Consider the following 16,167-nt stretch of genomic DNA (forward strand, 5'->3'; position numbering starts at 1 on the left):
TTAAGTTTCTCCTCTGTTCTAGCTTTGCATTATAATTAAAAACAATTATCATGCAACACGAAATTAATATCCCAATTGTACTCGAAGCAGTAAAAAAAGCCGGAAACATCTTTTTAAAAGACTACAAGCAAAAAGCCATACCACAAACTATGGACGAACTTGTAGCAGAATTGGAAAACATAGATACGTTGTGTCTGACTTGCTTAAAAGAAGATTTATCGGTTGAATTTCCAAATACACCCTGGCATATTGGGGATGAGTTTGATACCGAAGCGCAAAGAAATCCCGCCCCGCATGCCGAATATTGGCTTTGCGATGCCATGGACGGAGCCATACAATATCTGCAGCACATGGCAGGATGGACCATAAATCTGGTGCTCGTCCGCCATGGTCAACCTCATTTTTCGGTGATTTTTGACCCATTGGCCAATGAGCTATTTTGGGCTAAAGACGGCGAAGGTGCCTTTATGAATGACGCACCATTGCAACTAAGCCGAAAAACCGATTTTGCAGTGATGTTATCCGTTTTTGAATATGGACATCAGGATAAATCACATAATGGTTTATCCCAAAAAACAGGTTCTACTGTAACAAGCTTAATTCAAAATTTTGGTATTGTCAGAAATTATGGTCCGCATGGTTTGCAATTGGCTTATATTGGTGCAGGCAGAATTGATTTGTTTATTCAGGAAGATCTCGATACTCACAACTGGATTGCAGGCATACTCATTGCCAGAGAAGCCGGCGCAGTAATTTTAACGACCGATGGAACACCCTGGAAATGGGGAAGTGAAAACCTTTTAGTAGCCAAAAAAGAAACAGCTCAGCAATTCATACAATTAACCTCCAAAAAATCATAAAATGAAAATAACAGTCATAGGAGCCGGTGCAGGTATTGGATTGCAAACTGTAATTCAGGCATTAGAAAGAGGGCATACAGTAAAGGCACTCTCAACAGATACTTCGGCAATTCCGGATCACCATTTACTGACCAAAATAAACGGAAGTGCCACTATTACAGCAGATTTAAAACAAGCGCTAAAAGATTCAGATGCTGTACTGATCACCGTTGGTACTAAAAATAAAAAAGCGACTACCTTATTTTCAGATATTGCAAAGGCACTTATAACGGCAACAGCAGAATTAAATTTCTTATCCCCGGTACTCATAATTACAGGTTTTGGATCAGGAGAAAGCAAAAATTATCTGAGCTTTTTTATGCGAACGGTCATTAGGCTTTTTCTGAAAGAACAATACAGCAATAAAACGTTGATGGAAGAGCTGATTGTCAACAGTACTGTCAATTGGGAAATAATTAGGCCTGGAATGCTGACAAACGGTCCATTAACCCAATCTTACCAGGTATTGCCTCAACTTAAAAAAGGGATGAAAGTGGGTAAAATTTCAAGAGCAGCCGTGGCTCATTTCTTAGTAACTGAAGCCGAAAACACACGGTTTTTAAGACAATATGTAACACTGACTACTTAGTAAAGCGGCACAAGTCAATGTCAGAATTAGAAGTCTTTGGTTATTTCAAACGGCAACGAAACCACAATATAAATAAAAAAGGCACCCGTTTTAGCGGGTGCCTTTATAAGCTCACTGTTATAGTATAATTATGCTATGACTACGTTTACTGCGTTTGGACCTTTACGGCCTTCTTCCACGTCAAATCTTACTTGGTCGTTTTCACGAATGTTTTCTGATAAACCTGAAACATGAACAAAAATTTCGTTTCCTCCATCGTTAGGAGTTATAAATCCAAAACCTTTTTCTTCATTGAAGAATTTTACTGTACCTTCTTGCATTTTAATATATTTAATTAGCCAAATGTAATACTTTTAAATGAGAACTAGCTGAATTTGAGATTTTTATTTTATTTTTTTTATTCAACAGGCTTCTGCAGGGCACGCAGCAGCAATTTTATTTTTTTAATTGGCATTAAAAAATCCATTTTTTACCTAAAGAATACTGGGTTAACTTCTTTTAATTTCTGCAATTCGGGATAACCTCAATGGCTTTTCAAAAGAATAAACATAAAATTTCATCGTTCGCTTCTATAAATTTACGATATATCGTAATCTAAAATCACTGTCAAAAAACATAAAACCCTGACTTCATTAGCTTTTGGAGTTAGGGCATATTATTTGGCTATTGTTCTGCATCTATCATAAATTAAAAAATGTACAACATGAAAAACAGCCCTTAAAAAGGAAACAGGGAAATTCTCTTTCTCTCCAAATCCAGTCATTATTTTTTTCTTAATCTAGGTTAATCGACGGACTCTTGCAGCTGCTGTAAGTTTGTAAAAGAAAAATAACAACAACCATTCAATCAAAATCAGAATTTAATCACCCAACTAATTTTAATCATTATTTCTAAAATTTAATAATCTAAAACCATAAAAAAATGAGCACATTTAAAACACAAGACGGAACGGAAATTTTTTACAAAGACTGGGGAACAGGACAACCAATAGTTTTTCACCACGGATGGCCATTATCCAGTGATGACTGGGATGCACAAATGATGTTTTTTTTAAAACAAGGCTACAGAGTTATTGCACATGATCGCCGCGGGCACGGACGCTCCGGTCAAACTTCTGAAGGAAATACTATGGAAACCTATGCATCAGACGTAGCTGAACTTACAGCAGCCTTAGATTTAAAAGATGCTATTCACGTAGGGCACTCCACTGGTGGCGGTGAAGTGGTACGATATGCTGCAAAATACGGAAAAGCACGTGTTGCAAAAGCAATTATAATTAGTGCCGTAACGCCAATAATGATTCAAAATGAAACTAATCCTGAAGGGGTCCCATTAGCTATTTTTGATGAAATAAGACAAGGTACAGGATTTACCAGAGCACAATATTTTTATGATTTTCCGATTCCGTTTTACGGATGGAACCGCGAAGGAAAACAAGTTCAGGAAGGAATTAAACACAACTGGTGGCGTCAGGGAATGATGGGTTCCGTATTGGCACATTATGAAGGAATAAAAGCTTTCTCTGAATCCGATTTCACAGAAGATCTTAAGAATTTAGACATTCCGGTTCTTGTATTACACGGAGAAGACGATCAGATTGTACCTTTCAATCAGGCACCGAGAGCAGCAAAACTTTTGAAAAACGGGAAATTAATTTCTTATCCCGGATTTCCTCATGGTATGCCAACTACAGAGGCGGAAACCATCAATAATGATATTCTGGCTTTTATTAAAGGATAAGCAGACCTTCCTTAAATTAATCTAAACTGCCTGTAAAGGTTCGCTTTTACAGGTAGTTTTAAAATTTCAAATCCATGAGTACATCTCAACAACCATCATTTGATACCGTAACAGAAGCTTTACAATGGCTGAATCAGGAAGGTTTTACCGAAAACTTTAATCTTGACGAAAACTGTATCCGGTACAACAATAACACACAGACCATGTCGCCGGAAGAATTCAAAATTGAATATCTGTTTCGTTTTGAAGGAGATACGGATCCCGGAGATGAAGATATTGTTTACGGAATCATTTCCGATATCTATAATATAAAAGGTGTTTTAACAAGTGCTTTTGGAATCTATGCCGACGCTGTTTCGGCTGAAATGATCCGAAAACTTTCGACACATTAATCCTAAATTCGGGAAAGCGATAATGAATTTACGAAATATCGTAAGAGATAAATCTTATTCTAAATCATAAACATCTAATTAACAGCAAATTAAAGATGTGGCATTTTATTAGAATAACTAACATCAATTAATTATAAATCTAAAAAATTATGAAACCATCAGTTAACTTATTGTCACCGGACAATCACGCTTTAGTACTAATTGACTTCGAAGGGCAAATGGCTTTTGCTACAACGAATATTCCGTTAAGCGAATTACGTACGAATGTTGCTATTATTTCCGGCGCATCAAAAATTTTCAATGTACCAACAGTGGTTACAACAGTAGCAGAAGAAAGCTTTTCAGGTCCTGTTTTTCCGGAAGTAGAAGAATTTTATCCAATTGCAACTTCAGGATATATTGACCGTACCACTATGAATACCTGGGAAGATGAAAATGCCTATAAAGCAATAACCGGTAAGAATAAAAAGAAATTAGTACTGGCAGGATTATGGACAGGAGTTTGTATCGTCGGGCCGGCGCTGTCTGCTATTGAAGAAGGGTACGAAGTGTATGTAATTACAGATGCCTGCGGTGATGTAAGCAAAGAAGCCCACGAACGTGCAGTTCAGAGAATGATTCAGGCGGGCGCACAACCTATAACTTCTATACAATATCTGTTAGAACTTCAAAGAGACTGGGCACGTGAGGAAACGTATGCTCCGGTAACGAACCTAATGAAAAAATACGGTGGTTCTTACGGTTTAGGAATCCACTATGCCCACAACATGCTGAAACATTAATTTTAAAAGTGAACAGTTTTCAGTTTACAGTCGCAGTCGCAGTTTACAATTAACAGTATTCAGTGAACTGCAGACTGAAAACTATAAACTGTAAACCGTAAACTGTAAACTGAAAACTATTTTGACTTCAATAAAATCCATATCGCAAAACATCAGGGCAATTATGCTGTCTTTTCTATTGATTGGAAGCATGGCATCGGCACAAAATTTTAAACTTTTGCGCTATGACGAAAACTACGAATTCCTAAAAGACTCCGGTAGAAACTTTTATGAGAATTTAAAATTTATTCCCCTGAACAAGGAGAAGGATTTTTATCTCTCTCTTGGAGGTGAAGCCCGATATGAATACGTTGATTTCAACAATGAAGACTGGGGAAGACTCCATATTGGTCACAACAACTTCTTATTGCAGCGCTACGATCTTCATGCTGATATTCATTTAGGAAAAACCTTAAGGGTATTTGCGCAATTAAGAAGTGCCTTACAGGACGGAAGAAGCAACGGTCCGCGTGGTATTGACGAAGATCAGCTGAATTTACAGAATCTGTTTCTGGATGTCAGTGTATGGCAGAAAGAAGATCAAAAACTGACGGTTCGTGCCGGAAGACAGGAACTGGATTATGGTTCCGGAAGATTGATTTCGGTAAGAGAAGGCCCAAATGCCAGGCTTTACTTTACAGGAGGGAAAATAATGTATTCTTCTGCCCGATTCTCATTTGACGGATTTGCCATGATGGCCGATACCATAAACACCGGAGTTTTTGACAATAAAATGTCGGAACAATTGAATCTTTGGGGTGCTTATTCGAAAATAATATTCCCGAAAGCCGGAAATCTGGATCTTTATTATCTCGGAATCCAAAGAAAAGAATCGCTGTTTGAAGAAGGAATGGCGTGCGAAAAACGACATACTGTAGGCTCCCGATTCTGGAAATACGGCGGTGGTTTTATTTACAATCTCGAAGCTGCGTATCAATTTGGGAGTTTTGGTTCCGGAAATATCAACGCCTGGACAGGATCGGTTGATATAGGTTATTCTTTCGAAAACATAAAGTTCAAACCCACGATCAATCTTCGAAACGATTATATCTCCGGAGATCGAAATAAAGGCAATGGCAACCTGCAAACATTCAATCCGTTGTATCCAAAAGGAGGATATTTTGGTTTTAGTCCGCAGGTGGGTCCGGTAAATCTGATCGATATTCATCCCTACGCTACTATGGATTTACTGCCACAGCTAAAGATGCAGGTCGATGTGGTTTTTAACTGGAGATATTCACTGCAGGACGGTGTTTACAGGCCAAGCGGTACTTTAAACCTTCCCGGAAGTGCTTCGGCAGAACGTTATATCGGGACCGCTTATCTTGCCAATTTTTCGTATAGCGTCAACAAATATATTTCGGTGGTCAGCGGGATTCAGTATTTTAAAACCGGGGCTTTTATCGATGACATAATTCCAAATTCCAAAGACGGTGTGTTTTTTAACGCCAGACTCGGATTTAAATTTTAACAACTAAATTTATAACTATGAAAAACATAGCAATTTTCAACAACTGCAGACTTAGATATTTTTCTCTGTTTCTTTTGATCACATTTTTATTTGCCGGTTCATTCACCAATATAACTTTCGCCCAAACTGCTCCTGAAACCAAAATGGCTGCGCTTGGAACGACTGTTACCTGGGGAAAAGTAGACAATGTTGCCATAAACGGACTGGTTCAGGGCCCTTCTTCTGCTGAAGCAGAACTACAGGTGGCCTGTGTTTTTGAATATACAGAAGGGGACATCTTCAACCCTCCTGCCCTTCCTGCCAACCTAAACGGAATGGTACATTTAGATGATGCCTTAAAAGGGATTATTACCGAATTACGCAAAAGCGGCAAATTTACAGGACATTCATTGGAGACTTTATTGATCACACCTCCAAAAGGAACTTTGGCTGCCAAAAAATTATTGCTTATCGGTCTGGGTGACCGCACTAAATTCACACCGGGCTTAATGATCAGTGTGGGAAGTGTTGCGATGCGCGAAGCATTGCGCCTGGGGGTAAGCGATTACTCCTTTGCAAGCGATATCAAAGATGCCGGAATCGATTCTCCAACCGCTTTAGTGGCAACAAATGTAGTTTTAGGTTCATTTGAAGCCTATAGAACTCAAAGCTATCTGAAAGATAAAAAATTATCCGATCACAAGCCTTTAAGTAAAATCACTTTGCTTGCGGGACCGGCATTTTATACGGTTGCAGGAGAAGGAATTAAAGAAGCCATTTCGAAGCTTAACTCTAAATAATCGAATTATGAAAGCAGATCTAATTTTATTCAACGGCAAAATTCATAGTTTCAACGCCGAAACTCCAAATGTTACAGCAGTAGCCATCAAAGGCGGAAAATTTATTGCAGTGGGAAACGACAGCAATGTAATGGAATTTGCAGCTGAAGAAACCAAAATAATCGACCTTCAGCACAGAAGAGTTGTTCCCGGAATTAACGATTCACACATTCACCTGATTCGTGGCGGCTTAAACTATAATTTAGAATTACGCTGGGATGGTGTCCCTTCTCTGGCAGATGCCCTCAGAATGCTGAAAGAACAGGTAGACCGAACGCCAAACCCGCAATGGGTTCGTGTGGTTGGTGGCTGGTCTGAATTTCAATTTGCGGAACGAAGAATGCCGACTTTGGAAGAAATCAATGCGATTGCTCCCGAAACTCCGGTTTTTATTCTGCATTTGTACGACAGGGCGATTATGAACAGAGCGGCGTTAAGAGCAGTGGGTTATACTAAAAATACGCCCGCTCCTCCGGGAGGACAAATTGAACGCGATTCGAATGGTGAACCAACCGGACTTATTATTGCGACTCCAAATGCCATGATTTTGTATTCGACTTTGGCAAAAGGTCCTACACTTTCTTATGAACATCAGATTAATTCGACACGTCATTTCATGAAAGAACTGAACCGTTTCGGAATCACCAGTGTTATTGATGCAGGCGGCGGATTTCAGAATTTTCCGGACGATTACAAAGTAGTTAATGAATTGAATGAAAAGAAACAGCTTACCGTTAGAATTGCCTATAACCTTTTCACACAAAAACCAAAACACGAATTTGAAGATTTCGAAGACTGGATCGATACCGTAAAATTATATCAGGGAGACGATATGTACCGTCATAATGGTGCCGGTGAAATGTTGGTTTTCTCAGCTGCCGATTTTGAAGATTTCCTGCAGCCAAGACCGGATCTTCCTGAAAATATGGAAGCGGAACTCGAAAAAGCAGTGCGCCTTTTGGTTGAAAACCGATGGCCGTTCCGACTTCACGCGACTTACAACGAAAGCATTTCGAGATTTTTAAATGTCTTCGAAAAAATCAATCAGGAAATTCCGTTTAACGGATTACCGTGGATATTTGATCATGCCGAAACGATTGACGAAAGAAATATCGAACGTGTCAAAAATTTGGGCGGCGGTATCGCCGTACAAAGCAGAATGGCGTATCAGGGCGAATATTTCACAGACCGATACGGCGCAAAAGCAGCCGAAAACACACCGCCGATCAAGAAAATGCTTGAAATGGAAGTACCTGTTGGCGGAGGTTCTGATGCGACACGAGTAAGCAGTTACAATCCGTGGGTTTCTATGTACTGGATGACGGTCGGAAAAACGGTTGGAGGTTTGCAATTGTATAATGAAAGCAGGTTAAACAGGGAAACTGCTTTGGAATTGTACACCAGAGGAAGTGCCTGGTTCTCTCAGGAACAAGCCAAAAAAGGAGATATCAGAACCGGAATGTTTGCAGATTTGGTGGTTTTAGACCGTGATTATTTTAATATCGACGATGAAGACATTAAAAAAATTGAAGCTGATCTGACCATTGTCGATGGAAAAATTGTGTATGCCAACGGAGATTTCTCTTCGTTTTCACCACCACATATTCCGATCCTGCCGGACTGGTCGCCTACCAATATTTACAACGGATATCCAACCAGAAGCAATTTGCAGAGCGCTATCGAAAAGAATTCAAAAGCAAGTGCAAAACCAGGTCTGACTTCTCAGATACACAGTTGCAGCGGAAGCTGCGATGTTCACGCTCACAGTCACGATGTTGCACGAATGAGCAATGTTCCGGTTAATAACTATAACGCATTTTGGGGCGCCCTGGGCTGTTCCTGTTTTGCCTTTTAAATTGTAAAGATATGATCGAAATTATAAAACAAATCCTGTATTCCGATTTAGGAACAACATTCAATAATGCAGCACTTTTAATTTTTAGGGTTTTACTGGCTGTTGAACTTTTCAGGGTACACGGAATGAAAAAATTCAGGGTTGAAAACGGACAAAGAGAACAGGTTCCAAATCCGTTGCATTTACCTCAAAAGTTAAACGCATTGGTGGCCACTTTCTCCGATACTGTAGTGCCCTTTCTTATTATTCTGGGCATCGGTACAAGATTTGCCGTATTGCCAACCATTGGGGTTACAGCCGTAGGTTATTTTGTGGTGCACAGAAAAGATTCACTCGAAGTACGTGATGTTCCTTATATGTACACCCTTTCCCTATTATTAATTTTGGCACTTGGTGCCGGAAAATATTCACTTGATTATTATTTATTAAACCTTCTTTAAAATGAAAGCCAACATCGGAATTAAACAAGAAAGCATCTCCAAAGTAGCAGAGGTATTAACAAAAGTTCTTGCAGACGAATTTGTACTTTATACAAAAACAAAAAAAGCACACTGGAATGTTGAAGGTCCTGACTTTTACAACAAACACCTTTTCTTCGAACAGCAATACGAAACGCTTGACGAAATTGTAGATACCGTTGCAGAACGAATCAGAACATTAGGCCATTACGCTCCCGGAACCCTGAAAGAATATCTGGCATTGACTCATCTTACCGAAGAATCCAGAGAGAAAAACGACAGTACCGGATATATCAAAGAATTATTGGCCGATCACGAAAGCATTTTAATTCACTTACGGGAGAACATCAACAATTTTGCTGCAGAATTGCACGATGCCGGAACCAGTGATTATATCACGGGTCTTTTAGAAAATCATGAAAAAATGGCCTGGATGCTTCGCGCCCACCTCAAATAAACAAATTATGGAAATACAAAAAAATATTTGGTACGTTACCCTGCTGCTCACCATGATAGCAGGGTATTGCGATACCGTAACTTTTGTGGCGGCAGACTCGATCTTTTCGGCGCATGTTACGGGTAACTTTATTGTCTTTGCCTATCAGATTATCAAAGGCTCAGACCTGCACGCTTGGGTAAAACTACTGACTTTTCCGGTTTTCATTCTGGCTGTAATTGTGGGAGGAAGAATTGCCTTAAAAAGTATCAATCATTACACTATCTTATTTTGGGAAGGTATTATATTGGTTTTAAGCGGTATTGCTACCTACGTTTTGGGTTATTTTGAAATTTTTTCCGAATGGGCCATGTATACTATTGCGATGACAACCGTATTTGCAATGGGACTGCAGAATGCTTTCGGAAAATTGTATGCCAAAGAAACCCACGGTCCGACCACCATGATGACCGGAAATGTAACGCAAGCCTCTCTTGACCTCGGAAACTTATTGAAAAATGGATTAAAAGAGTCCGAAGTACTGCTCAGTTTTAAGAAACAGCTGGTTACCATAATCGGTTTTCTTACGGGCTGTTTTTTAGGGGCAGTTGCAGGAAAGTTTTTCGGTTTGGGGACTTTGGTTTTGCCCGGAGCAGCCATGATTATATGTTACCTCTACCACCGCGAATAGTAAACAAACCCGGATATTGAGTTGCGGATTTCTGATAATATATTATCTTTAAAAAATGAATTTTATCCCTTTTATTTCTGTCAAAAAACACATAAGAAGCTTATCTACAGCCTTCTTGTTTGTACTTACAGGCATTTCCGGAATTGCCCAGTCTAAGGAAGATCCCGATCAACTAAAAAAGAAAATTTCTTCCGCTGAAAATAACAGCCAAAAGGTCGAATTCCTTTTGGCTTTGAGCAATTATTATCTTACCAAACCGGGAGAGTTTAAAACAGATCTTGACAGTGCAGATAATTTAAATTTTGAAGCAGAAAAATTAAGCAACAGCTTAGATTATAAACCCGGAAAAGGAAAAGCAATTCTGTTGTCCGCACAAATTTGCAGGGAAAAAGGCGATGCTAAAAAAGCACAAATTATTACGAACAAAGCTTTGGACTATTCGGTAAAAAACAATTTACCCGTTCTAAAAGCAGATGTCTACAGAGAGCTTTGTGCTTACAAAGGTTATGAAAAAGAGGATGTGGAAGAAAAAATAAAATATCTTGAAATCGCAATTCCGCTTTATAAAAAAGGCAAGGCCTACAAAAAACAGGCAGATGCTTTAAAAGATCTTGGCGATTATTACGGAAGTATAGAAGAAAATCAAAAAGCATTAGTGTATTTAGAAAATGCAGTTGTTATTTATAAAGCTATTGGTTTCAAAGCCCTTCAGGGTGTCTATACATTAATGTCAGACAATTACGGGATTTTACAAAACACGCAACTATCATTGCAATATGCATTAATGGCAGAAAAAACAGCCGAAGAAACTCACGATACCAGTTATCAGCTGTGCACCATTTACAATCATCTTGGCCTTGCTTATTATGATCTTCTCAAATATGACTTAGCCTTTTCTAATTTTGAAAAAGCGCTGAATATTGCGTTAGAGAATAAAAACGTAAGTGACATTAATACAATAAGTTACAATCTGGCATCATTGTACTGCCAGCAAAAAAATTATCGTGAAGCATTGCGCACGCTTAAACGAACTGCCACGGATTATCCCCCGCAAGATGAGGTTACCAGAATAAGACAGCGGTTTATATTTGTAGTCTGCTATTCTATGCTTAAACAAATGGATAAAGCTAAGCCTTATTATGAGCAGATACTAAAAGATTATAAGGAATCGGATGTCGGTCTTGCTTATAAACTTACCGGAATTATCATTTATTTACAACAATCCGGGCAGGTAGAAAAAACATATGCTTACATTGAAAAATTCAGGGAATTTGCTAAAAAATCGAATAAGCTCATTCTTTATTCTCAGGTTGAACTCTTGTCTTTTCAATCCGATCATGCCAGCAAAAAATACGAATCTGCCATAAAACATTTGCAGAAACATCAACTCCTGAGAGATTCTCTTTTTAACGTGGAAAAACTGAAACAGTCCGCAGCATTGCAGCTTCAATTTGAAACAGAAAAAAAAGACAAAAACATTAAACTGCTCACACAGCAGGGAAAATTACAGGAAATAAAAATTCATAACGATCAGATTATACGCTATGTTTTTATAGGAAGCGTTTTGGTCTTAATCCTTTTCTTAGCGTTTTTATACAACAGCTTCAGGTCCAAAAAGAAAAAGAACGAGGAACTGGAAATTCAGCGACAACAGATTAATGAACAGAACGAACTGAACAAAAAAATGCTGATTGAAAAAGAATGGCTTTTAAAAGAAATTCACCATCGTGTTAAAAATAACCTTCAGATTGTGATTAGTTTATTAAACACACAATCGGCTTATCTGGATAACGAAGATGCTTTACTGGCCATACAAAACAGCCAGCACCGAATGCATGCGATGTCACTGATCCATCAAAAATTATATCAGTCGGATAATCTGGCGAATATAGATATGTCGTGGTATATTCATGAACTGATCAGCTATATGAAAGAATGTTTTGATACCGATCAAAACATCAATTTTGTTTTAAATACCGAAAAAGTATATCTGGATGTGGCACAGGCAGTACCACTTGGATTAATCATAAACGAAGCAATCAATAATGCTATAAAATATGCTTTCCCTTTAGAAAGAAAAGGAGAGGTACTTATTTCGCTTCAAAATATGGAAAAAAACGACTATCAGCTTATCGTTAAGGATAACGGAGTTGGACTTCCGGACCATTTTGAAACGCTCGAAAGAAATTCTCTGGGCATGAATCTTATGATTGGTTTAAGCGATCAGATTGACGGCACTTTTAACATGGAAAATGAGAATGGGCTCAACATCACAATCACATTTACAAGAAACACGGAATTTGAAGGGGCTGTTGAAAATTCGGAAATAATATAAATTTAGGTAATGAAGGAGAAAATTCTAATTGTTGAAGATGAATTTATTGTAGCAAACGATTTAAAAATCATGCTGCTCAAAGCGGGTTATCAGGTAACCGGCATTGCTTCTTCTGTGGTACAGGCCCGAAAATTAATCGGCGAAAAAAGACCGGATTGGGTATTACTGGATATCATGCTAAAAGGGGATCTGACCGGAATTGACCTGGCCTGGGAACTGCGCGAAATGCAATTGCCTTTTCTTTACATTTCCGCCAATACCAATCAGACGACACTTGAAGCCGTAAAAGCAACACATCCTTATGGGTTTATGGTGAAACCCTTCCGGGAAAGAGATCTTATGGTCATGCTCGATATTGCCAAATACAGATTTGATCAGGAAAACGGAATATTTACAGCGCTTCAGACCGAAACCGAAAATCAGGAAATTGACGGCATTATCGGAACAAGTCCTCTTTTGAAAGAAGTAATCGAAAAAATAAAAATTGTAGCTCCTGCTGAAACCTCAGTATTGATTCTGGGTGAAAGCGGTACCGGAAAAGAACGTGTAGCACATTCGATACACGATCTTTCGGCTCATAAATCGAATCCGATTGTAGTGGTCAATTGTGCTGCTTTGCCCCATTCCCTCATAGAATCAGAACTTTTCGGGCATGAAAAAGGTTCTTTTACAGGAGCCAATACTTTACGAATCGGAAAGTTTGAACAGGCCCATAACGGTACTATTTTTCTGGATGAAATTGGTGAATTACCCTTAGATTCCCAGGTAAAATTATTACGGGTGCTGCAGGAAAAAGAAATCCAGCGGCTTGGAGGAAATAAAACCATCAAAATCAATGTCCGTATTGTCGCCGCAACCAACCGTTCTTTAGAAAAAGAAGTTGCCGAAGGACGTTTCAGGCTGGATTTGTATTACAGGCTAAACGTATTTCCAATTCAGTTACCCACTTTAAAAGAACGAAAAGAAGATATTGAAGCTCTTGCCCATTATTTTCTAAAGAAATACGCCTCAAATTCAAGAAAAAATGTCACCGGTATTAGTCCTTCCGCTTTAGAACAACTGATGCAATACGACTGGCCGGGAAATATTCGCGAATTAGAACATTTGATCGAAAGAAATGTATTATTGGCCAAAACCAATGAAATCGAAAAATTTGATCTTCCTTCCCATCCTTTAAATCCGTTACAGGAACAGTCCGGAAAAATGAAATCTATGGAAGAAATGGAAAAAGAACACATCCTGAATGCACTGCAAATCTGCGACGGAAAAGTTTCCGGACCGGGCGGTGCAGCAGAATTGCTGAAAATGCAGCCTCAGACTTTGTATGCAAAAATGAAAAAATTAGATATAAAACAAGGATATAATTAAAAGATATGGAAACAATAAAACTGGAATTAGACGAGAAAAAACACGGAGCTTTCAATCTGTATGTCGATGATAAAAAACTGGGCGAAATGACTTTAAGCATCAAAGACGATTTACTAACGGTTTACCATACCGGAGTTGAACCGGAAGCCGAAGGAAAAGGCTATGCCAAAAAACTGCTGGAGGAAATGGTTTCTTATGTACGTGCCAATCATCTAAAAGTGCTCCCGCTTTGTCCTTACGTTCATGCACAATTCAAAAGACATCCGGATGAATATGAAGACATCTGGAAAAAATAATTATTTCCTGATTGGGTTTTCATTACGGATTTACTTACGGAGATTTACTTCGTCTGTTCGCTATCGCTCGAGTCTCCTCCGTCGAAATGACAAGATTGTGAAATACCACTCCCGATCGCTATCGCGATAAACGATTGAAGGCAAAAAAATCTGCCCAATCTGCTGAATCTGCGGGAAAAAAATTTCATTACCACTTATTAATTAAAAAATAAAGCTCATGAATACAGAAATTATAACAGACGGTGTACCCTTAAATGAAGCCAAAAAAGCCCTGATCATGATTCACGGCCGTGGTGCAGGCGCACATGATATCCTTTCGATTGCAAGACATCTGGAGGTGGAAGATTTTGCCCTGGTAGCACCTCAGGCCGATAACAGAACGTGGTATCCGTATTCGTTTTTGGTACCGATTGCCGAGAATGAACCTTCTTTTTCAAAATCGTTAGACACCATTCATCAGGTAGTTGTCGCCATTCAGCAAAACGGAATTGAAAAGGAAAACATTTACTTTGTTGGATTTTCCCAGGGAGCCTGTCTTGCCTTAGAATTTACAGCCCGAAATGCTGCCAAATATGGTGGTGTGGTGGCTTTTACGGGCGGACTTATCGGCGATAAAGTATACGAAGAGCATTATGCCGGAAACTTTGAAAACACACCCATTTTCATCGGAACAAGCGATCCTGATTTTCATGTTCCGGTCGAAAGAGTCAATGAAACAGAACTGCTGCTTCAAAAATTAGGAGCAGCTGTTACCAAAAAAATCTATGCTGATATGGGACACACCATAAGTCAGGACGAAATTGATCTGGCCAACCAACTCGTATTCTCTAAAAAATCATGATACAAATTACCAGAGTCTATAGCGATGAAAATGGCGAAAGTCATTTTGAAGACTTCGAAGTGCCGTTGAAAAACAACGGTGATATTGGCTTTTTATCTGATGATGAGCCGGTAAAATCGATCGTTTTCAGAGAAGTCAAACCTGCTTACGATTACGATTTTCATAATGCGCCCGACCGCCAGTATATTGTTTTACTGGAAGGAGGCGTTGAAATTGAAACTTCATTAGGAGAAAAAAGAAATTTTGAAACAGGATCCATTTTATTAGTGGAAGACACGACCGGAAAGGGCCACAAGACAAAAAACATCGAACCGAAACTTCGAAAGTCAATTTTTATAAAACTTTAATTTTAAAATAAATAGTTACCGATTAAAAAATCTGAAAGAGGGATAGATAGCCACAGATTAAAGAATTAAACAGATTAAAAAAATCCGCTAAATCTGCTAAATCTGCTTGAAAAAGAAAATCACATAGATTTAGAAATACATTTCTGTGTGTTTTAATTAAATTACACAACAAGTATAAAATCATAAAATGGAAAAAGAAACCGTAAGAATCGAGAATTTCAGTGATGCCGTCTTCGCCATTGCCATTACGCTTTTGGTTTTGGATCTTCATGCTCCGGACACCACTGCAGTAAAAAACGGTGCTGAACTGCTTGCTTTTCTAAAAGGCGAATGGACCACCTATCTGGCTTTTACGCTTTCTTTTTTCAGTATTTTTATCATGTGGGTCAACCATCATAAAATTTTCAAGCAGATTTACAGCCGCAATACAGCCATCATGTTTGCCAACGGCCTGATTCTTTTTCTGGTTACCACCGTATCGTATCCGACCGCTTTACTGGCACGGTTTTTCAACGGAGAAGCTGCTTCTGTTACTGTTGCGATTTATACCGGAATCTTTGTACTGATCAATCTTTCGTACAATCTTTTGTGGTTTATCGCGAGTACCAACAAAAAACTATTGCGTCCCGGAATTACCAATTCGGCCATCAGAAAGATCAGGAAAAATTATTTGTACGGACTGCCAACCTATCTAATTGCATTTGGTATTTCATTCCGGTTTCCTGTCATTGCTTTGGCAATCTGTATGCTTTTATTAATTTTTTGGGCTGTTTCTTCAGGGAAAATAAATATGGCGCAGGAATAGCAATC

18 protein-coding genes are annotated in these 16,167 nt (G+C 38.8%); 17 read left to right on the forward strand and 1 reads right to left on the reverse strand.

Annotated elements, in window-relative coordinates; translation table 11 throughout:
• The first annotated feature begins 50 nt into the window (after nt 1-50).
• Both HAV12_RS14165 and HAV12_RS14170 read left to right on the forward strand, forming a co-directional pair.
• Nucleotides 51-860, forward strand: coding sequence for an inositol monophosphatase family protein (locus tag HAV12_RS14165; protein ID WP_171570233.1), 810 nt, complete (start codon nt 51-53; stop codon nt 858-860).
• Nucleotide 861: 1 nt separating this feature from the next.
• A complete protein-coding gene (locus HAV12_RS14170) occupies nt 862-1,488 on the forward strand; it encodes an NAD(P)-dependent oxidoreductase (RefSeq protein WP_171570234.1) in 627 nt (208 codons plus the stop codon).
• A gap of 128 nt (nt 1,489-1,616) precedes the next feature.
• On the opposite strand, the gene HAV12_RS14175 is transcribed toward HAV12_RS14170, so the two are convergent.
• Nucleotides 1,617-1,808, reverse strand: coding sequence for a cold-shock protein (locus HAV12_RS14175; protein ID WP_127339275.1), 192 nt, complete (start codon nt 1,806-1,808; stop codon nt 1,617-1,619).
• 601 nt (nt 1,809-2,409) lie between these two features.
• Between HAV12_RS14175 and HAV12_RS14180 the strand changes: the two genes are divergently transcribed.
• From HAV12_RS14180 to HAV12_RS14250, 15 genes are all read left to right on the forward strand, one after another.
• A complete protein-coding gene (locus tag HAV12_RS14180; RefSeq protein WP_171570235.1) occupies nt 2,410-3,228 on the forward strand; it encodes an alpha/beta fold hydrolase in 819 nt (272 codons plus the stop codon).
• Nucleotides 3,229-3,302: 74 nt separating this feature from the next.
• Complete coding sequence (locus tag HAV12_RS14185; protein ID WP_171570236.1) at nt 3,303-3,620, forward strand: phosphoribosylpyrophosphate synthetase; 318 nt, start codon at nt 3,303-3,305, stop codon at nt 3,618-3,620.
• Nucleotides 3,621-3,769: 149 nt separating this feature from the next.
• Complete coding sequence (locus HAV12_RS14190; protein WP_132034105.1) at nt 3,770-4,402, forward strand: hydrolase; 633 nt, start codon at nt 3,770-3,772, stop codon at nt 4,400-4,402.
• Nucleotides 4,403-4,523: 121 nt separating this feature from the next.
• The gene (locus tag HAV12_RS14195; RefSeq protein ID WP_240345165.1) at nt 4,524-5,912 is read left to right on the forward strand and encodes an alginate export family protein; all 1,389 of its coding nucleotides are present in this window, start codon (nt 4,524-4,526) and stop codon (nt 5,910-5,912) included.
• Between the two features lie 17 nt (nt 5,913-5,929).
• Complete coding sequence (locus HAV12_RS14200; protein WP_171570238.1) at nt 5,930-6,691, forward strand: M17 family peptidase N-terminal domain-containing protein; 762 nt, start codon at nt 5,930-5,932, stop codon at nt 6,689-6,691.
• 7 nt (nt 6,692-6,698) lie between these two features.
• Nucleotides 6,699-8,585 carry an amidohydrolase gene (locus HAV12_RS14205; RefSeq protein ID WP_171570239.1) on the forward strand — a complete coding sequence of 629 codons (1,887 nt, stop codon included), beginning with the start codon at nt 6,699-6,701 and terminating at the stop codon, nt 8,583-8,585.
• A gap of 11 nt (nt 8,586-8,596) precedes the next feature.
• Complete coding sequence (locus tag HAV12_RS14210; RefSeq protein WP_132034102.1) at nt 8,597-9,025, forward strand: DoxX family protein; 429 nt, start codon at nt 8,597-8,599, stop codon at nt 9,023-9,025.
• Between the two features lies 1 nt (nt 9,026).
• On the forward strand, nt 9,027-9,500 hold the full coding sequence (locus HAV12_RS14215) for a Dps family protein (protein ID WP_171570240.1): 474 nt from the start codon (nt 9,027-9,029) through the stop codon (nt 9,498-9,500).
• A gap of 7 nt (nt 9,501-9,507) precedes the next feature.
• Nucleotides 9,508-10,170, forward strand: coding sequence for a YoaK family protein (locus tag HAV12_RS14220; RefSeq protein ID WP_171570241.1), 663 nt, complete (start codon nt 9,508-9,510; stop codon nt 10,168-10,170).
• Between the two features lie 55 nt (nt 10,171-10,225).
• Nucleotides 10,226-12,505 (forward strand): histidine kinase dimerization/phosphoacceptor domain -containing protein, encoded by a 2,280-nt coding sequence (locus HAV12_RS14225; protein ID WP_171570242.1) that lies wholly within the window; start codon nt 10,226-10,228, stop codon nt 12,503-12,505.
• A gap of 9 nt (nt 12,506-12,514) precedes the next feature.
• Nucleotides 12,515-13,873, forward strand: coding sequence for a sigma-54 dependent transcriptional regulator (locus HAV12_RS14230; protein WP_171570243.1), 1,359 nt, complete (start codon nt 12,515-12,517; stop codon nt 13,871-13,873).
• A gap of 5 nt (nt 13,874-13,878) precedes the next feature.
• On the forward strand, nt 13,879-14,169 hold the full coding sequence (locus tag HAV12_RS14235) for a GNAT family N-acetyltransferase (protein ID WP_171570244.1): 291 nt from the start codon (nt 13,879-13,881) through the stop codon (nt 14,167-14,169).
• A gap of 217 nt (nt 14,170-14,386) precedes the next feature.
• On the forward strand, nt 14,387-15,010 hold the full coding sequence (locus HAV12_RS14240) for an alpha/beta hydrolase (protein WP_171570245.1): 624 nt from the start codon (nt 14,387-14,389) through the stop codon (nt 15,008-15,010).
• Entirely contained in the window at nt 15,007-15,357 is a 351-nt protein-coding gene (locus HAV12_RS14245) for a hypothetical protein (protein WP_132034088.1), read from the forward strand. The genes HAV12_RS14240 and HAV12_RS14245 overlap by 4 nt, the downstream gene beginning before the upstream one ends.
• Before the next feature lie 187 nt (nt 15,358-15,544).
• The gene (locus HAV12_RS14250) at nt 15,545-16,162 is read left to right on the forward strand and encodes a TMEM175 family protein (protein WP_171570246.1); all 618 of its coding nucleotides are present in this window, start codon (nt 15,545-15,547) and stop codon (nt 16,160-16,162) included.
• The last annotated feature ends 5 nt before the right edge of the window (nt 16,163-16,167 follow it).

The sequence above is a fragment of the Flavobacterium sp. CLA17 genome (genome assembly GCF_013112255.2).
Taxonomy (GTDB): domain Bacteria; phylum Bacteroidota; class Bacteroidia; order Flavobacteriales; family Flavobacteriaceae; genus Flavobacterium; species Flavobacterium circumlabens.

What these genes read in the sequence shown, in the direction of transcription:
- HAV12_RS14225 (WP_171570242.1), top strand. Translation starts at nt 10,226, where the DNA reads ATGAATTTTATCCCTTTTATTTCTGTCAAAAAACACATAAGAAGCTTA.
- HAV12_RS14170 (WP_171570234.1), top strand. Translation starts at nt 862, where the DNA reads ATGAAAATAACAGTCATAGGAGCCGGTGCAGGTATTGGATTGCAAACT.
- HAV12_RS14175 (WP_127339275.1), bottom strand. Translation starts at nt 1,808, where the DNA reads ATGCAAGAAGGTACAGTAAAATTCTTCAATGAAGAAAAAGGTTTTGGA.
- HAV12_RS14240 (WP_171570245.1), top strand. Translation starts at nt 14,387, where the DNA reads ATGAATACAGAAATTATAACAGACGGTGTACCCTTAAATGAAGCCAAA.
- HAV12_RS14165 (WP_171570233.1), top strand. Translation starts at nt 51, where the DNA reads ATGCAACACGAAATTAATATCCCAATTGTACTCGAAGCAGTAAAAAAA.
- HAV12_RS14245 (WP_132034088.1), top strand. Translation starts at nt 15,007, where the DNA reads ATGATACAAATTACCAGAGTCTATAGCGATGAAAATGGCGAAAGTCAT.
- HAV12_RS14215 (WP_171570240.1), top strand. Translation starts at nt 9,027, where the DNA reads ATGAAAGCCAACATCGGAATTAAACAAGAAAGCATCTCCAAAGTAGCA.
- HAV12_RS14205 (WP_171570239.1), top strand. Translation starts at nt 6,699, where the DNA reads ATGAAAGCAGATCTAATTTTATTCAACGGCAAAATTCATAGTTTCAAC.
- HAV12_RS14210 (WP_132034102.1), top strand. Translation starts at nt 8,597, where the DNA reads ATGATCGAAATTATAAAACAAATCCTGTATTCCGATTTAGGAACAACA.
- HAV12_RS14200 (WP_171570238.1), top strand. Translation starts at nt 5,930, where the DNA reads ATGAAAAACATAGCAATTTTCAACAACTGCAGACTTAGATATTTTTCT.
- HAV12_RS14180 (WP_171570235.1), top strand. Translation starts at nt 2,410, where the DNA reads ATGAGCACATTTAAAACACAAGACGGAACGGAAATTTTTTACAAAGAC.
- HAV12_RS14230 (WP_171570243.1), top strand. Translation starts at nt 12,515, where the DNA reads ATGAAGGAGAAAATTCTAATTGTTGAAGATGAATTTATTGTAGCAAAC.
- HAV12_RS14235 (WP_171570244.1), top strand. Translation starts at nt 13,879, where the DNA reads ATGGAAACAATAAAACTGGAATTAGACGAGAAAAAACACGGAGCTTTC.
- HAV12_RS14250 (WP_171570246.1), top strand. Translation starts at nt 15,545, where the DNA reads ATGGAAAAAGAAACCGTAAGAATCGAGAATTTCAGTGATGCCGTCTTC.
- HAV12_RS14185 (WP_171570236.1), top strand. Translation starts at nt 3,303, where the DNA reads ATGAGTACATCTCAACAACCATCATTTGATACCGTAACAGAAGCTTTA.
- HAV12_RS14220 (WP_171570241.1), top strand. Translation starts at nt 9,508, where the DNA reads ATGGAAATACAAAAAAATATTTGGTACGTTACCCTGCTGCTCACCATG.
- HAV12_RS14190 (WP_132034105.1), top strand. Translation starts at nt 3,770, where the DNA reads ATGAAACCATCAGTTAACTTATTGTCACCGGACAATCACGCTTTAGTA.